The sequence below is a fragment of the Paenibacillus agaridevorans genome (genome assembly GCF_003112455.1).
In the GTDB taxonomy this organism is placed as follows: domain Bacteria; phylum Bacillota; class Bacilli; order Paenibacillales; family Paenibacillaceae; genus Pristimantibacillus; species Pristimantibacillus agaridevorans.
Window position 1 is genome coordinate 103,111 of the sequence record NZ_BDQX01000028.1, and the last position, 15,773, is coordinate 118,883.

The window sequence follows — 15,773 nt, forward strand, 5'->3', positions numbered from 1 at the left end:
AGCTAGATAAGATCCGATTTTTTTAGTAATCTTTGAATGACAGCAGCAACCTCGGCTCTAGTAATGAATGCTTTTGGTGCAAGGAAGCTACCGCTTCTGCCAGTAAGAATACCTGATTCGACGGTTTTGATTATGCTGGCCTTTGCCCAAGCAGCTACAGAATCGGCATCTTGATAGGCTGCTAATAAATCTGTGTCAGCTGCGGAATCAAGACCGTCACTCATCCCTGTTAGGAGCATTGCTCTAGCAATGACTGCCATCGTTTGTTCACGCGTGATGCGATCATTTGGACGGAAAGTACCATCCTCGTATCCAGTAATCAAACCATAGGAGACAGCTGCTTGAATAACTCCAGCGTACCAAGAGTCGGATGCTACGTCAGAGAATTCGGACTCCCCTTGTTTAAGCGGGATTCCTAGGCCACGAACAACAAGAGCAACAAATTCGGCGCGGGTAATCTCACGATCAGGAGCAAACATTTGCTTGCCGATTCCATTAATAATCGTACGTGAGCTCATATCTAAAATAGCTTCTTCTGCCCAATGGTTCATCGTATCCTTATACGTTACCGATTTGCTGATCAAAGCGTACGTGCTGTTGGTTAAACTGTTGATTTTAGCGTAAGATTTTCCATCCATACTTACGATTTGCGTAGGTACATGACGGGTACTTCCATCAGCATCAATAACTATAGCCGTTGTAATGCCGCTTGGGTCAATGCCGTCTGGAATAGCAATTAGTCGCTCCACGAAAGCTGTGAAGGTTGAAACTTCAATTTGTTTACCGCCATAATGAGCAGTGATTACAAAGTTAACCGGCGGAACCATAATGTCAAACTGTCCGTTTTTGGCCGCAGCTTCAACAATACGAATCATTTCTGCGGATGCGGCGCCAATTTCGATCTGGAAGAAAATATCCTTTAGCACTGCATTAGATCCGAATTGTGCTGCAAGTGCGTCCAAATTGATTTGTTGAGCAGGCAGCGTATACGTGCCACGATCGGCTACAACTTCTAGCGTCGCTTGGCTGTTTTGTAGAAGCTTGATGATTTCGCCATTAAGCCGAGCGATTATTACATCAGAGTCTCCACCGACAGGTATTGTGACTTTTGAAGCTTGTCCATTTGCTGCAAGTACATTCGCAACATGGTTTTGGTTAATCTCATACGTGACGACAGATTGATCTCCGCGATTACTTTTCACAATCGATATAAATTTATCTGCTTCTTTTACGGTTCCAGCGCCCGGATTTGGATTAGTGCCTGAACCAGGATCAGAGCCGCCTGGTTTTTGAAGCTTGATCGTATGGAAGGTGTCTGGGCGCCAAGGCTGACTTCCCCCCCATCCGATATATACCGAATTGCCGTGGTAATTCCGGAAAAATAGACCGATCAAGCTGTCCGTTTCATTCGGATCTACACCAATCTTTTCAAACGGAATAGCTTGTACAACCTTCCAGCCTGTTTCGTATAAATCAGCATTCGTATCAATTTGCTTCGTCGGTTGATAGCTTTGGCCTGCACCTGCGTTATAATACAGTACGTTAATTGCCAGCGGATTTGTCATGTAGGCATAATAGGGACTGAAAGCGTCTTTAGCAACAAATGTTTCTACAGAATCATCTGCCCCGCTTGTCCACCAGCCGCCAGCTGTAATGGAATTACTGATTTTGACTTCAGGCGAATTGATATTGTGATCGACATTATCATAACCAACGTACAGGTACTCTTCGTCCCATAATAGATACACCTTTGTTTCCGCAGGGGCTGCCGTACGTTTACTCATGACCAGGAAATCCGACATAGGCTGCACGCCAGCCCAAGGACCGGACGTGAAGTCTAATGTATTCAAAATATCCTCTTTGTCAGCAGTCGTTTTTACGGCAGTTGCTAGATATTCTTTGTAACCAATTTGCATTAAGAAGCTGTTCAACTCGGCCTTAACAGCAGTATGTTGAGGATTTTTCTCCAAATAGGAGAGCAATGCCTCAATCATTTTGGATTGAACACCATCAAATTGCGCAGGATTCAAATAATCGGAGATTTCTAGAATCGGATCGCCTAAAAATCCATTACGCAATTCAACTCGCGTTTTAGCATATTCATAGCTGTCTTTAATGAAGGCGACGTATTGTTCAGCTTGCTCAAGATTTTCCGGTTCAACTGCAGACGTTCTTGGGAAAGATTTTGCAGAAGCCTCGTAATATTCGAAGGATTGCATCATCTTGTCAGCACGAACCTGTTGTTTGCCGTCACCAGCATGTGCAACTACTTGTTCCATAAGCGCACGAGCTTGCGTCAGCTCTTCTTCTGTTACATCTTGAAGATAGCGCAGGTCGTCAAAGGAGAGCCAGTTTGCACGAATTTCACGGTTTGCCCAGGTTTGGTACCACTCCGTATCGAAAATGCGATTTGTCCAGAAGTTTTCCCAAATGGCGTAGTAATCCTCTAGATATGGAGCCGCTTCTTCCCCTACTGCTCGCTCATACCATTCATACATTAAATCGTCTACATTGAGATCAGCATCCCATTGCATCTTCGCCATTGCCCATGGTTTCGCGCCTTCACCGCCGAAATTAGGGAACAACTCGCCAACATGCCCGATTACGTTGTTTTCTGCAGCGTATTTGTACATGTCGGACAAAGTTTCCATATAAATACGCGGAACATGATATTGAGAGCCATAAATGTACTCGTAGAAACCAAGATTAGTCGCAACTGCTGACCAAGCCTCTGTTAGTGCGTGTCCGCCTATTTTTTCATCAGGATTCCCCCAGATCATGCGGTCAACCGTGATATACGGAACTACATTCTCATGCAGCTGGAAGGAAGGCGGTTCTAAAACATTCCAATACGCAAGCAAGCCAAAATATTTGTCAGAGAATTCGCCATTATTATAAGTAGTTACACCCTCTGCAATATCGTTTACCCATGCATAGTAGACATCTGACAAATCGACAGCACCCATGGAGTTAATCTTAGGGGAGCGTGCAATGTCTGCTGCACAATAGTTTTTACTGTCATTTACACCAAGTGAATAAGAAATCTCATCCGGATTGTTTTGAAAGAATTGAACAATTCTCGCAATAGCCGCTTCTGATGTTTGATCGCTAAAGCATGGCTGCCACTCGAAAGCATGAGTAGGAACTTTTCCGTCTGTATAGTATTCTGGATGGTCGGCAAACACAGACGGGTTAAATAGCTCCGTCATATTATGATGAAAATTCAAGCTATCGTGCATCAGATTTCGTACAGCCCACTCTGCGTTGGCATGTAATCCCCATTCGGCTTCGGTACCGAAGAAATGACGGGCAATTGCATCAGGTTCATCCGTTAACGTACCACTTGGAACAGAGATCGTATCATACGAAAGTACATCCTCTCCGTCCGGCCCCGGCATTAACCAAATCACGCCTGCATATTTCTCAAGGAAACGATATACCCCAAACTCTGTACTCCACTTGTCTGCGCCGATAATTGTAATCGAGTTGCCGCTGGCATCGATAATAAATGCATCTTTTTTAAGCCCGCTCAACATAGCTGTATAATCTTTGTATGGATTAAAGCCTACATAAATACGATTAATGTCGCTTTGCAACGCTAACGCCCAGTCACGCGACATTACTTGCAGAGTAACGCCCGTGGATTGTTTCACATAGTTCTGCAGCGTAAAAGCTGCATCCATTACTTTTGTTTCTGCTTGCTCCGGGTACACAATGACAGCGTTAGCTATACGATCGTCAACAATCGTTACTGCTTCCGTTTCTAGTTCTTCGTATTTTACAGCGATAACCCGATCGATAAATAGCTTGTCGATTTGCGTGTTAGCTGTATGGAAGAATAGTTGTGCGTCGGTTTGTGCGGCAGCATCATAGATCCAGGGAATTTCCAGATAGCGATACTCTCCACTTGCTAGAGGAGCTTTGCTAATCGAAGTTCCTTCGGCCGAGTTCGGCGACAAACCAACCTGCATCGCATTGCTGTTAGAAGCAAGTCCTGATTCTACACGAACATTGGCATACAATTTCCATTTGCCAGCGGAAGGCAAGTCTGCTTGATCAATTGTAACTGCATTTGCTGCTGTTTTACCTGGGATTTGTACGGCATGCTGGTTCCAAGCTTTCGCATCTTGCACAATTGCAGCAGGTGCAGAGACATGGAAATCGCTCTCTTCAATGCTCAACCAATCATTAGCATCCAGGTGGCTAACAAATGCCGGGACTTCGGTTGGTGCTTGTTCTACATGTTTGGCCAAGTAAATTCGGTCGATATTTAGTTTCTTGATCGAAGCGCCGTTCGTTGAAAACCATATAAATGGGTTGGCGGCATTCGCATCATACTCATATGTCCATGGCAATTGAATCGTTTGGTATTTACCGACCGCTTGCTCTGGGACGTAGAAGGATCTGGATTGCGAATTTGCGTCCTCCATACCAGCGGTGAAGGCTTGTGCTCCGCTTTGCGCTTGACCTTGCTCTACATAGACATCTGCGTAGATTTTCCATTCCCCTGCGGTAGGAAGAACGGAGCTGGGAATTCGAATCGCTTGCGTATTCACATTGCCGGCAAGCTGCGCCGCTTTGTAATTCATCGCTTTTTTGTCATCACGAATAACCGCAGGCGATTGCAGTTCAAATTGATTCTCTTCAATGGTTAACCAATCATCCGCCGAAAGCCAAACAGCGAAATCCGGTATGTCCGTTTTTGTTTCTGGAGTATAGCTTACGGCATAAATTTTATCTACATATAGATTAGCGCCCAGTGAATTGAACATTGAGAAAAATAAATAACGTTGATCTTCTTGTTCCGAATCAATGATCCATGGGAATTTCAAGTAGTGATATTCGCCATCGGAATAATCAGCGTAGTCTGCTAATTTACTGTTCTTTGGTACGTTATAGAAGCCGTAATTGAATGCAAAGCCCGAAGCGTCAGGCGCTACTGAACCTGCATCAATTCTTACCCTGGCATATACTTCCCAATACTTCTCTTGAGGAAGTTTTGTCTTAGGTAATTGAATAGCCCAATCATCCGAGTTACCAGGCAGCCTGGCGGCTTTACCATTATCCGCCTTGTTATCTGACGCTATAACTGCCGGATTATATAGATCGAACTCGGTTTCTTCAAGCATCATCCACTGATTGACTGGTACTCCTTCCAGAAACTCAGGCAGATTCGGATTTACCTCAGGGATATGCTTTACAAGATAGAAGTGATCCACATAAAGCTTATCGATATTCATGCCATCCGTAGAGAACCAAATAAATTGATTGCTTACTCCTGCTTGATAGCCATACTTATAATCAAACTCCAAATAATGGTATTGACCATCGGCATATGTTTCGATATCCGCTACTCTGCCGGAGCTTAATGGAGGATAAATCCCATAGTTGAAAGCATAAGCAGGGTCCTGATTTCCAATGTCTACTCGAACACGAGCGTATACTTTCCATTCTCCCTCTTCAGGAATAGCGTTGTTTGACACTTGTATCGCCCAAACCGGACTGTTGCCAGGCAATGCGGCTGCCATGCCATTTTCAGCTTTTCTGTCGGTTTCCAATTTAGCTGGATTGTGTAATTCCATTTGCGTCTCATCGACTTTGATCCAATTCTCGGCAGGCACTCCGTCCAAGAAGTCAGGCAGATCAGCGGGTTCTTCCGTATTGATTTTAACTGCATAAGCATGATCGACATAGAGATAATCCGTAGATGCGCTTAGTGTATTTAGGTAAATCATTTGTCCGCTAACACTGGAATCATAGATCCACGGAAGCTTCAAATAATGATATTCACCATCAGCATAGGCAGCTGGGGAAGCAAATCCAACTTCTCCGCTTGGATGATGGCCATATACAAAAGCGTGGGTTGGAGTCATAGTTGCACTAGGATCAACACGCAAACGTATGTGCAGTTCCCAACTCCCGGTCTTGGGCAGGTTCTCGTTATTAAACATAATGGCCCAGTCGGCGAAATTGGCGCCTAGCTTAGCCACTTGTCCGTCGTCTGCTTTCGCATCAAGCGCAATGCTTGCTGGACTTGATACTTGTATTTCACTCTCATCCATTTTTACCCATTCAGTAGAATCTAAGCCTGTAAGGAAGCTTGGAGTAGCCTCAGGGGTTTTGGGAATTTGCTTCACCGCATAAACATGGTCAACATAGAGGTTCGCTGAGGAAGCATTCTCTGTAGTGAAATAAATAAGTTGGTTACTCACGCTTGGGTCATAAGAAAAAGCCAGCTTCTGATAGTGGTACTGTTCATCTCCAAAGGTTTCAAGAGAACCAAATTCGATCTGCCCCGATGGATGCTGTCCATATACGAACGCATGCGTTGGTGCGGCACTCGGATTATTGTCTATCCGCATACGCACATAGATATCCCACATATCTTGTTTGGGTAACATGTCATTGTTCAGCTGAATAGCCCACTCATTGTTATTGGGGCCAATCCTTGCAGCCGAACCGTCTGTGGCAGTTGCATCAGCAACATTGATCGCATTTCCATGAAGGGCTAATTCACTGTTGTCGATTAATACCCATGCATCGTTAGGCAGTCCTTGAATGAAATCAGGAAAAGTGACGGATGGGGATGGGTCATTGAGTGGGGCCATTGCATAAACGTTTTGAAAGGTCGTTAATAAGATGGCTAAACAACAAATGATAGACATTGCTTTTTTGTTCAAGTTAACTGTACCCCCCATTTAAAATTGATTAAGCGCATAAAATGGTTTAAATGAATTTCCTTTCGTTTGAAAGCGTTTGCCAGGCTGCAGCTGCCGTTTGGCATAATCAACATAGCATCGCAACCTTTTTATCGTACATAGCTTAAATGTAAGACGATAGACAAAAAGGAACTTTTGACTTGATAAACCGCGCAAAAACAACATAAAGCGGCCTTGCGCTAACGCCGCAAGCCGCTCTATCGTCCCTTACTTGTTCATTTTCATTTTACGATATTGTCCCGGTGTTTCTCCCGTCTGCTTTTTAAATACCCGAATAAATGTCAAGGATTGCTCGTAACCGACTTCCTGTCCAATATCCTGAATCGTTTTATCTGTTTCGACCAGCAGCTGCTGCGCTTTCTCTATTCGATAGCTTGTCACGTATTCTAGAAACTTTACGCCAAATGATTCCCGAAACAGTCGGCTCAAATATTTAGCATTTAAACCAAACGCCTCATTCAAATGCGTTAACGATAGGTCAGGATTTTGAAAATTATCAGTAATATACTGCTTAATGTTCATTACCATTTGATGCGAGGTTTTGTTTTCACGGATTTCATTCATTTTTAAAAGAGAATTTTGCATGATTGCTTTAAACGCCGCAAATATTTCATCCAATGTTTCATTTTGTTCCAGCTCTTTGATCAGGTTTTGATAAGCTTCGTCTCGCCAAATCGCATATAGCTCTTCCGGCAGCTCGGATAATTCCTTTTGCAAATGACTAATGAGCACCTGCATTAAGCTGGTCAAATCATCATACGCATACAATTGCAATTTCAAATCCTCATACATTTCCTGAAAGTGCAGCTCCCATTGGCTGTCTCCAGCCCGAAACAGCTGGCTGGTCGAACGAATACACTGCAGCTGCTTAAACAGCTCTCCTTTTGGCCGGTTTATGACCTGCGCAGCCATAATGACCTGATTGATCCCGAGTGACGATTTATAACCTACAATGACAGCGGCTTTCCGGAAGGATGATTGTATCTGCTCGATATGCTGCGCGAGTGGACCAATGCCAATCGTTATAGTAAAGTCCAAATTTTGCGCAACCCAATCTCGCAAGAGCTCACAATTATCTTTAAGCGCATTTTCTTCCCCTTCATTCCCCGCCAAAAAATACAAGATAACCATCCGCGATTGGTCAATCCACTCCGACCAGACGGAAAACCCTTTGCTTTCGGCAACTTCTCTGGCTACGTTGCTGAGCACAAATTTTAGCAAATGGTGATCATTCTTATACTCCTTAATAAATCTCGAATATTGGTCAATCTCGACAATTACCGCAACAGCTCCGTGCTTGGTCCAACGAAGTCCTAGCAGCTTTAACTCCTCTTCCCATTTGGTAATGCCGTTGCCCTGTTCAAGTCCAAGCATACTTAGCAAAATATGTTTTTTTCTAAACAAAGAGGTTTCCTTGTATTTTTCCTGTAATGAGCTTGATTCCTGCATAAGAGAATCGATCGTCGTCTCGATATATTGAAATTCGTCGATATCTGCATTGGACCGTTTCGTTTCCGTCTCCTTACTCCCAGGCAAGACCGATATACGTTCCATTATGGTTTTAATGGGGCGATAATTTCGTCGCGACACATAAATAATCCATATGAGCCCGGCAAGCATGATCATAAAAGAAAGGACCATCCACAAATAAAATAAGGAGGATACAAACGCAACAATACCTCCTACTTTACTGCCGCTGCTTACCAGCCATCCTGTGTAAGCCGATTTAGCAGAAGCAATTATTTTCCCGCCACTAGGCGAGCTATTATACTGCTGGCTGGGATCAGTAGATACAATCACTTTTCCTTCGGGATCAATCAGATGGATAAAAGTCGTGTCCTTGTCTATCATGCTGTAAAGCAATTCACTAACTTGATTAATATTCACATTAACAATCATAAAGCTATAGTTTTTTAAATTGGTATTTTTGGCTAGACTGACTACCCGTCGTTCTGCTATATCCGCGTTTCCGTTCGCTTCTACTGACGTCTTGACTGTTCTTGGCTTCCAGCTATAGGCCGTTCTGCTATTAAGTGTGGCGCCGATGTACCCCTTATCGTCAAACTGATCCAGGTTGACCAGTCTTGATGGTGAAAGCACCATTTGATCAGGAACCCGAAACAGGTAGATGGATTCGATAAACGGGTTGTCGTTAAGCAGCTTCTTGACAGCTACCGCTGCCTGGACATCGGTGTAATAGCGATCGGAATTGAAAGCGTCATCATAGAAATTATTGATGGCGACATTATTTTTGATCTCATAATTCATCAGCGAATTAACGCTCTCTAGTCTCTGATCAATCAGCTTGTTGACATTTTGGACAAGGGCCGTATGGGCCTGTTCAGTTGATTTTTTAGACATTTCCATCAAACTCAAATAACTCATTAATAACATGCTTAAGCAAATAATGACAAACGCCGGCAGATAAGACACAAGCAGCTTGTGGAACCAGTTGTTTTTCACATGATACCCTCCCGAACGACAATTGCATATATAAGGCTGGCTGAAATCGCTTCTTGCACGTAGCCTGGTTACACGCTATGATATATTTCAATTATTGATCAAGTCAACAATCTTCATGATCATTGCACAGGGCAGGAGGTCTCCATATGCGCAAAAAATATATATTTGTCATTACTCCTCTATTGTTGTTGCTTGTTTTCATAGCCATTATTTGGGGAACCCTTACATCGCAGAAGCTGCAAAATTCTGAGCCCCAGGCCACTGATATACTCAACATTCGACTTCTTATCAGTGCCCCCGAGCATATTGAACTCCCCCCGGCTGATCAGGATTTTGTCTTGCAAACGATCGAAAACAAATTCAATATTTCTCTTGACGTAGAATATACGTTAGCCGGAATCGATTATACAACCCGCTTAGCCGATTTGATTAATGGCAACAACCCGCCGGATATGTGGTTGGAGCTTAGCAACGATGGCGGTTCCAAGTCGGCGTTGGATGAAGTTATTGCGGATATGTCGCCTTATGTAAGCCCCTTTTCGATGCCGAATTATTACAAGTATTGGGTTGGCGAACAAGTTCTCAAAGACTATCAACTTCATAATCGTTTCTATCGCGCGCCAATCCCCTATGACAAAAATGCATATAGAAGCTATTATATTCGGGCAGACTGGCTGGAGGCGTTGAATCTCAATATTCCAACCAATTATGAGGAATATCTGTCCGTACTGCGCGCCTTTACGTATCAAGATCCAGACAATGACGGCCTTAACAATACGTATGGTTTTACGACATCAGGCAACAGTGCGACCCTTTCGACCGAATGGCCTGAATACATAAAGAACGGGCTGATATACCCTTCTTATACCGTTAACAACAAATTAATAGACATGGGTACTGATCCTCAATTCGAATATGTTATCAATGACATGATCAAAATCATTAAAGAGGGCTTGGTTGATCCGGACTGGTTCTTGAACCAGAACAGCGAGCATATCGATAAGGCCGTTCAAGGTAAGGCTGGTGTTATTCTTGGTGAAACTGCCGACTTTGCCTATGATTCCAATCACAGAAGCATTCAAGTGCGCAGCCGCGCGTACAATCCTAATGCCAATTGGCTGCCCTTTAATCCGTTCGGCAATGAGCCGTTGCGTTCAGGAATTGACCCGGGTTATCCGTTTGTATTCTCCAAGATGACCACTGATACTCAGCCTGAAAAAATTAAAAAAGTGGTTGAATTGTTAGACTGGCTGGCTGGTCCAGAAGGTTTTTTACTTACTCATTATGGCATTGAGAATCAGCATTACACGCGGAGCGGAAATACGATTACCCTGATACCCCCGGACAAAGAGGAAGACCGACAAAAACTGGATTTTTTGGACATATGGAGTTTCTTCACTCCCGAGACGCCGTCCGTTTTAGGCTTTCACCTGGTCGATCCCGCATTAACGCAAAGAGACAAGGAAATTAAAGATTATTTGGCGTCGCTTCCCACAAAGGACAAGCTTGGCACAACATTAACCCCTCCGATGGAAATCGATGTTGATGCCTTCCGCAGCAAGCAGCATGAATTCCATATTAAAATGCTTTTTTCCGATCAGTCCGGTCGTAATTGGCCCCAATACCGGGATCAGCTGATGAATCAGTATCATGGTGCGGAAATTTTGAAAAATTACGAGAAAAAAATTAAGCTTTCCCGGATTGCCAAGAAATAAATTTCTGCGTTCTGCCTTTTTGTCTATTGAGTAGCAATTGAGCTATATACGAAAATTTGCTAGAGATGATACGCTAACCTCGCTGATATCAGTAAACATTAAGGAGCGAGAACATATGTCTAAAGCAACATGGATATGGTATCCCGGAGATTTCGAAATTTGGCTAAATGAAAAGGTACATATACGGCGCAAGGTACGTGGAGCTATCTATCCGGTATTTTGGCGTCTTGACCGGCACTACAGCAGTGTGTCTTTTTGCTGCAACGTTGATTTAAAGCAGGAGGAGGAGATTTCCATTTACGCCGATGGAGAGTTTTCTCTCTATTTGGACGGCAAGGACAGCCAGCGTTTCACCCAGTCCAAGCTGCTTGTACCTGCCGGGAAACATGAGATCCGCGTTGCGGTTTACAATAACGCTGCAGCACCGGCAATATTTATACAGGGAGATACTATAGCGACAAATGCCGATTGGCTGGTAACTTGTCAAGATAAACAGTGGCATCAAGCTGGTTTCTGGCATTTTGATCACCCCGATCATCCCCCTTCTGCCTACAAACTAGCAACAACGGAGATTTTCCCAGAACGGCTAGAAAAAAAACAAGAAGGCTGGGTCGTTGATTTTGGCAAGGAATCAATCGGTTATCTGAAAATCAACCAAGCAACAGGTCATGGCGGCCTCACTATCTATTATGGCGAATCGTTGGAAGAAGCATTGGACGATGAAAACTGTCTTCAAACCGACTCCTGTCTGTTGCATGAATCTTCTCCGCAAAACTACAACTTTCCCGAGTCGAGAGCATTCAGGTATGTGCGTGTTCAGGCTGACAAAAGCCGGGAGAAGGAGCTCCAGATCGCTTCTATATCCATGTTATATGAATATTTGCCCGTTCAAGATCGCGGCCACTTTCAATGCTCGGATGAAACCTTGAATAAAATATGGGAAACCTCGCTTTACACGCTGCGGCTCAACACCAGGGAGTTTTTCCTTGATGGTATTAAACGGGATCGCTGGGTATGGTCAGGGGACGCATATCAGTCGTTTTTAATGAATTATTATAGTTATTTTGATATAGACATCGTTAAGAGAACACTAATTTCCCTTCGAGGCAAGGATCCGATCACCACCCACATTAACACTATTCTGGATTATAGCTTTTATTGGTTTATTGGCCTGTATGATTATTTTGTTCACACAGGAGATGAAGCATTTATACGAGCCCATTATGGTTCAATGGTAAGTCTGATGGATTATTGTTTGACACGTCTCAATCAAGACGGATTAATTGAAGGACATGAGATCGATTGGGTATTTGTAGACTGGGCGGATATAGATAATCAGGGGGCTGTTTGCTTTGAACAGTTACTTTTCTGCAGAAGTCTTGAAGCTATGACTCTATTTGCGGGGCTTGCCAATGATCCCTCTCGCGAACGACAATATCAAAATTTGGCTGTAGACATCAAGCAAAAAACGTTTGACCTGTATTGGAATAATGAACTCGGGGGGCTTGTTCATCAATATAAAGATGGACAACAAGGCGCACAAATGACTAAACATGCCAGCATGTTTGCCTTGCTGCTTGGTTATCTGAACAATGAGCAAAAAGAAAGCGTCAAGCAGAACATACTGTTAAATCCAAACATACAAGCCATTACAACACCGTATATGCGTTTCTATGAGCTGGCCGCTTTATGCGAAATTGGCGAGCACAAACATGTAACAAATGAAATGATCAACTATTGGGGAGGCATGCTCGCACTGGGCGCAACCACCTTCTGGGAGACTTATGATCCAACGGCAAAGGATTTACAGCATTACGAGATGTACGGCTTGCCTTACGGCAAAAGCCTGTGCCATGCCTGGGGGGCAAGTCCTATATACTTGCTAGGCAAATACTATATTGGCGTTAAACCTTCGGCAACCGGTTACGCCACCTATGATATTGAACCAAATCTTGGCGGCCTGGGCTGGATAAAAGGTACAGTCCCTATCCATAATGGCGAAGTCAGGCTGTATATGGATACGACCTCCATACGCATAACAGCTACAACTGGGTCGGGGACTTTGCGTATCCATAGCTTAATGATGCCAAGCACAAATAAAAATGGCTGCATCACTCCGCTCGGCAATGATGTCTATGAAATCGAGATCGTTGGCAACGGGCAAGAAACCGTCATCCAATATCTGACCCTATAAATCGAAACAGCGACAGTCAAAGGACAATAAAGTCCTGGACTGTCGCTGTGTTATCACTTATGTCTCTGGTATCCTGACCCCCGGTATCAGACCCCCGATACCGGGACAATGTTTCTGAGCCCGTTCAGCTGCTCTTCGATGCGTTTGCATGCGTCCTCTGGCGTCTCCATATTGGCCCACAGCAAGCTGAGCTCCTTCTGAACAAGCTCGAGCTCCGACTGGCTAAGCGACAAATCGCGGAGCGTCGATGCATACGGCAGTACCTCTAGGAATACGTTGTAGCATTCCGGATGAATGTCGGGGTCGAGGAGCCCATCATCCTCCGCGACCTCGCGCAGAATCGGGATCGTGCAGCCCTGCTGCTTCAACATCGTCTGGGCGGTCTTGCTCGTCATAAAGGTAATGAAGTCCTTGGCAATCTCGGGCTGATTCGTCTGGCGATTGATGGCCAGGCTGCCTCCGATCAGCAAAGTAGCAGGCTTCTTCCGCTGCGGCAGCGGCAGTACATCCCAGCGAAGATCATGACCGCGGAACTCGTTCATAAAGTAATAGGTTGTGAGAATCATCGCTACGCGTTCCTTCTTGAACAAGCCCTCCGCCAAATAGCTGCTGCCGTGCGAATAGATCGGTGAAACCTGATGCTTATACATCAGGTCGACGCAGAACTGCAGCGCTTCAACATTATTGGATTCGGAGAATACGGATGCTCGGCCGTCCTTCTCAATGAATCTGCCGTCATTTTGAAGCATAAATACGGGCCAGCGGTTCGGCGATGCGGAGAAGCAGAAGCCGAATCGATCGATAACCTCGTTATCCTTGCGCTGCACGGTGCATCGCTCCGCCAAGCTCAGCAGATCGGACCAATCCTTCATCGAATCATGCAGCTCGGCGCTTGCGTCCTTGATCAGCCGCTCATTATAACAAATGACAGTCGGCGAAAACACGATCGGCGTCGATACCACTTCTCCCTGCACCGTAAACATGTCGAATACTTTCTGGTAGCTATCCCGCTCGATATCGATACCGGCAGGCATATAGGGCATCAAGATGTCCAAATGATCCTTCTCGATCAAATGGCGAATATGAATATCAGAGAGAATGAACACATCGGGTCCAAACCCGTAATTGATAAGATGAACCAAATTATTAATATATTCTGCCTCTGTCAGAAGCAGAAGCTCTACCTTGACATAAGGATGCGTTTGCTCATACAAAGCAATCAGATTACGAATGATATCAAGCTCGTAGGACGTGGAGAACCAAGCGACGGTCAATGTCTCGCGCTTAAGATCCTCGCCCGGAATGCGCACTCGGTTGCCCTTGCCCGCAATCTTCTCGATAAGGCCTTCGTCGACAAGCTTAGCCAACACCTTGCGAACCGACACGCGGCTGATCTCGTACTTCTCGCTAAGCGTATTCTCGGGCAAAATAAATTCGCCAGGAAGAAGACTGCCTGTAAGAATCTCATTTCGCAACTCCTGCTGTAATCGGTTATACCGATCTTCAAAACTATTGGTACGTTTCAGCATGCCGACCGGCTCCCCTCTCTGCCGCATTCACGACAGTCCATATCCACCAGCTATATCTTCCTTATATTGTATATTAGTCTTCAATATTGTAACATATTTTCACTTGCAGGTCATCCTTCCTCAACCGCGTCTTTCAGCCATCGATCAAGAAAAGCATAGGCCGCTTTCCGAATCGTAGGGGGGAAATCATGACCGCTGTTGCCGAACAGCACCTCAAGCCGGTCTTCTGCTCCGAGCACCCGATACAACTCGCCGAGCTCCGCCAATGCCTTCGCTGCCGACTGCCAATGCGGGAAGATCCGATCCGACATGCCGCTCCAATTAAAAAATGGTGTCGGAGCTGCAAGCGCGGCGATCTCATGATACTCGAACGGCACATAGCCGGACGATAAGCATTCGCTGATTCGCGGCAAATGAGAGAACCAGTCCCTCTGTCCCCAGCGGTTCGGATCGGGATCCCCCGCAAAGGTCGCAAAGCCGCAGCTTGAGACAACGGCCTTTACTCGGCGATCGAAACCGGCAAGAAAGAAGCCGTTGTAGCCGCCAAGCGAGTGGCCGATCGCCCCTATTCGCGTCGCGTCCACGAACGGCAAAGCAGACAATACATCCAGGCTTTGCCGATGGTCATGCAGCATCTTCCCGACTGCCGTCGAAGTCGGATGCATGGCGTAAAATGGCGCAGTCCGGAATGCTTCTTCGCCCTCGTAGATGCGTTCTCCTGCCGTGATCGTATCTGGCGCCAGCACGACATAGCCCCGCGCTGCAAGCTCCAAGCCGTACGCCCGATTGGCACGCGCCTCGGACGACGCAACATCGGCTTTGCCAGACGCATGCGTCGGATGCAGCGCTAATATAGCAGGGAACAGAGACTGAGGCGCCGGATCGTCGCCGGGGATTAGCAAATAGGCGGTTACCTTGTCGCCGAAGCCGGTAGCGTATCGCAAATGTACGCGTACATGATTCGGCTCCCGCACCGTCTTCAGTATTTCCGGCTGCGGATCAACGGGCGCGGGAAACTCCCCGACATATTCCCTCCATGCCGCCTCAATCTCCGCGCGCCGTTGCCCCCATGCCTCGGCGGCGCCGGCCTCCTTGCCGATGGCAAGCTTCGGCACGTTGCCTTCATTCAAATCCGATAATCGATACTTCATAA

At 45.5% G+C, this 15,773-nt stretch carries 6 protein-coding genes; 2 read left to right on the forward strand and 4 right to left on the reverse strand.

Annotated features, from left to right (window positions below; translation table 11 throughout):
• Positions 1-2: 2 nt before the first annotated feature.
• Positions 3-6,680, reverse strand: a complete 6,678-nt coding sequence (locus PAT3040_RS01890; protein WP_181376400.1) for a DUF4838 domain-containing protein — start codon at positions 6,678-6,680, stop codon at positions 3-5.
• Between the two features lie 246 nt (positions 6,681-6,926).
• The gene (locus PAT3040_RS01895; protein ID WP_219930220.1) at positions 6,927-9,104 is read right to left on the reverse strand and encodes an AraC family transcriptional regulator; all 2,178 of its coding nucleotides are present in this window, start codon (positions 9,102-9,104) and stop codon (positions 6,927-6,929) included.
• Positions 9,105-9,328: 224 nt separating this feature from the next.
• Between PAT3040_RS01895 and PAT3040_RS01900 the strand changes: the two genes are divergently transcribed.
• The gene (locus PAT3040_RS01900) at positions 9,329-10,897 is read left to right on the forward strand and encodes a type 2 periplasmic-binding domain-containing protein (protein ID WP_108991327.1); all 1,569 of its coding nucleotides are present in this window, start codon (positions 9,329-9,331) and stop codon (positions 10,895-10,897) included.
• A gap of 115 nt (positions 10,898-11,012) precedes the next feature.
• Positions 11,013-13,091 (forward strand): alpha-L-rhamnosidase-related protein, encoded by a 2,079-nt coding sequence (locus tag PAT3040_RS01905; protein WP_108991328.1) that lies wholly within the window; start codon positions 11,013-11,015, stop codon positions 13,089-13,091.
• A gap of 86 nt (positions 13,092-13,177) precedes the next feature.
• On the opposite strand, the gene PAT3040_RS01910 is transcribed toward PAT3040_RS01905, so the two are convergent.
• Positions 13,178-14,620 (reverse strand): extracellular solute-binding protein, encoded by a 1,443-nt coding sequence (locus tag PAT3040_RS01910; RefSeq protein WP_108991329.1) that lies wholly within the window; start codon positions 14,618-14,620, stop codon positions 13,178-13,180.
• Between the two features lie 110 nt (positions 14,621-14,730).
• On the reverse strand, positions 14,731-15,771 hold the full coding sequence (locus tag PAT3040_RS01915; RefSeq protein WP_108991330.1) for an alpha/beta hydrolase family protein: 1,041 nt from the start codon (positions 15,769-15,771) through the stop codon (positions 14,731-14,733).
• Positions 15,772-15,773: the final 2 nt, after the last annotated feature.

Bases quoted from the DNA above. Each gene is read 5' to 3' on its own strand.
- PAT3040_RS01895 (WP_219930220.1), bottom strand. From the start codon at position 9,104: ATGAGTTATTTGAGTTTGATGGAAATGTCTAAAAAATCAACTGAACAG.
- PAT3040_RS01900 (WP_108991327.1), top strand. From the start codon at position 9,329: ATGCGCAAAAAATATATATTTGTCATTACTCCTCTATTGTTGTTGCTT.
- PAT3040_RS01905 (WP_108991328.1), top strand. From the start codon at position 11,013: ATGTCTAAAGCAACATGGATATGGTATCCCGGAGATTTCGAAATTTGG.
- PAT3040_RS01910 (WP_108991329.1), bottom strand. From the start codon at position 14,620: ATGCTGAAACGTACCAATAGTTTTGAAGATCGGTATAACCGATTACAG.
- PAT3040_RS01915 (WP_108991330.1), bottom strand. From the start codon at position 15,771: ATGAAGTATCGATTATCGGATTTGAATGAAGGCAACGTGCCGAAGCTT.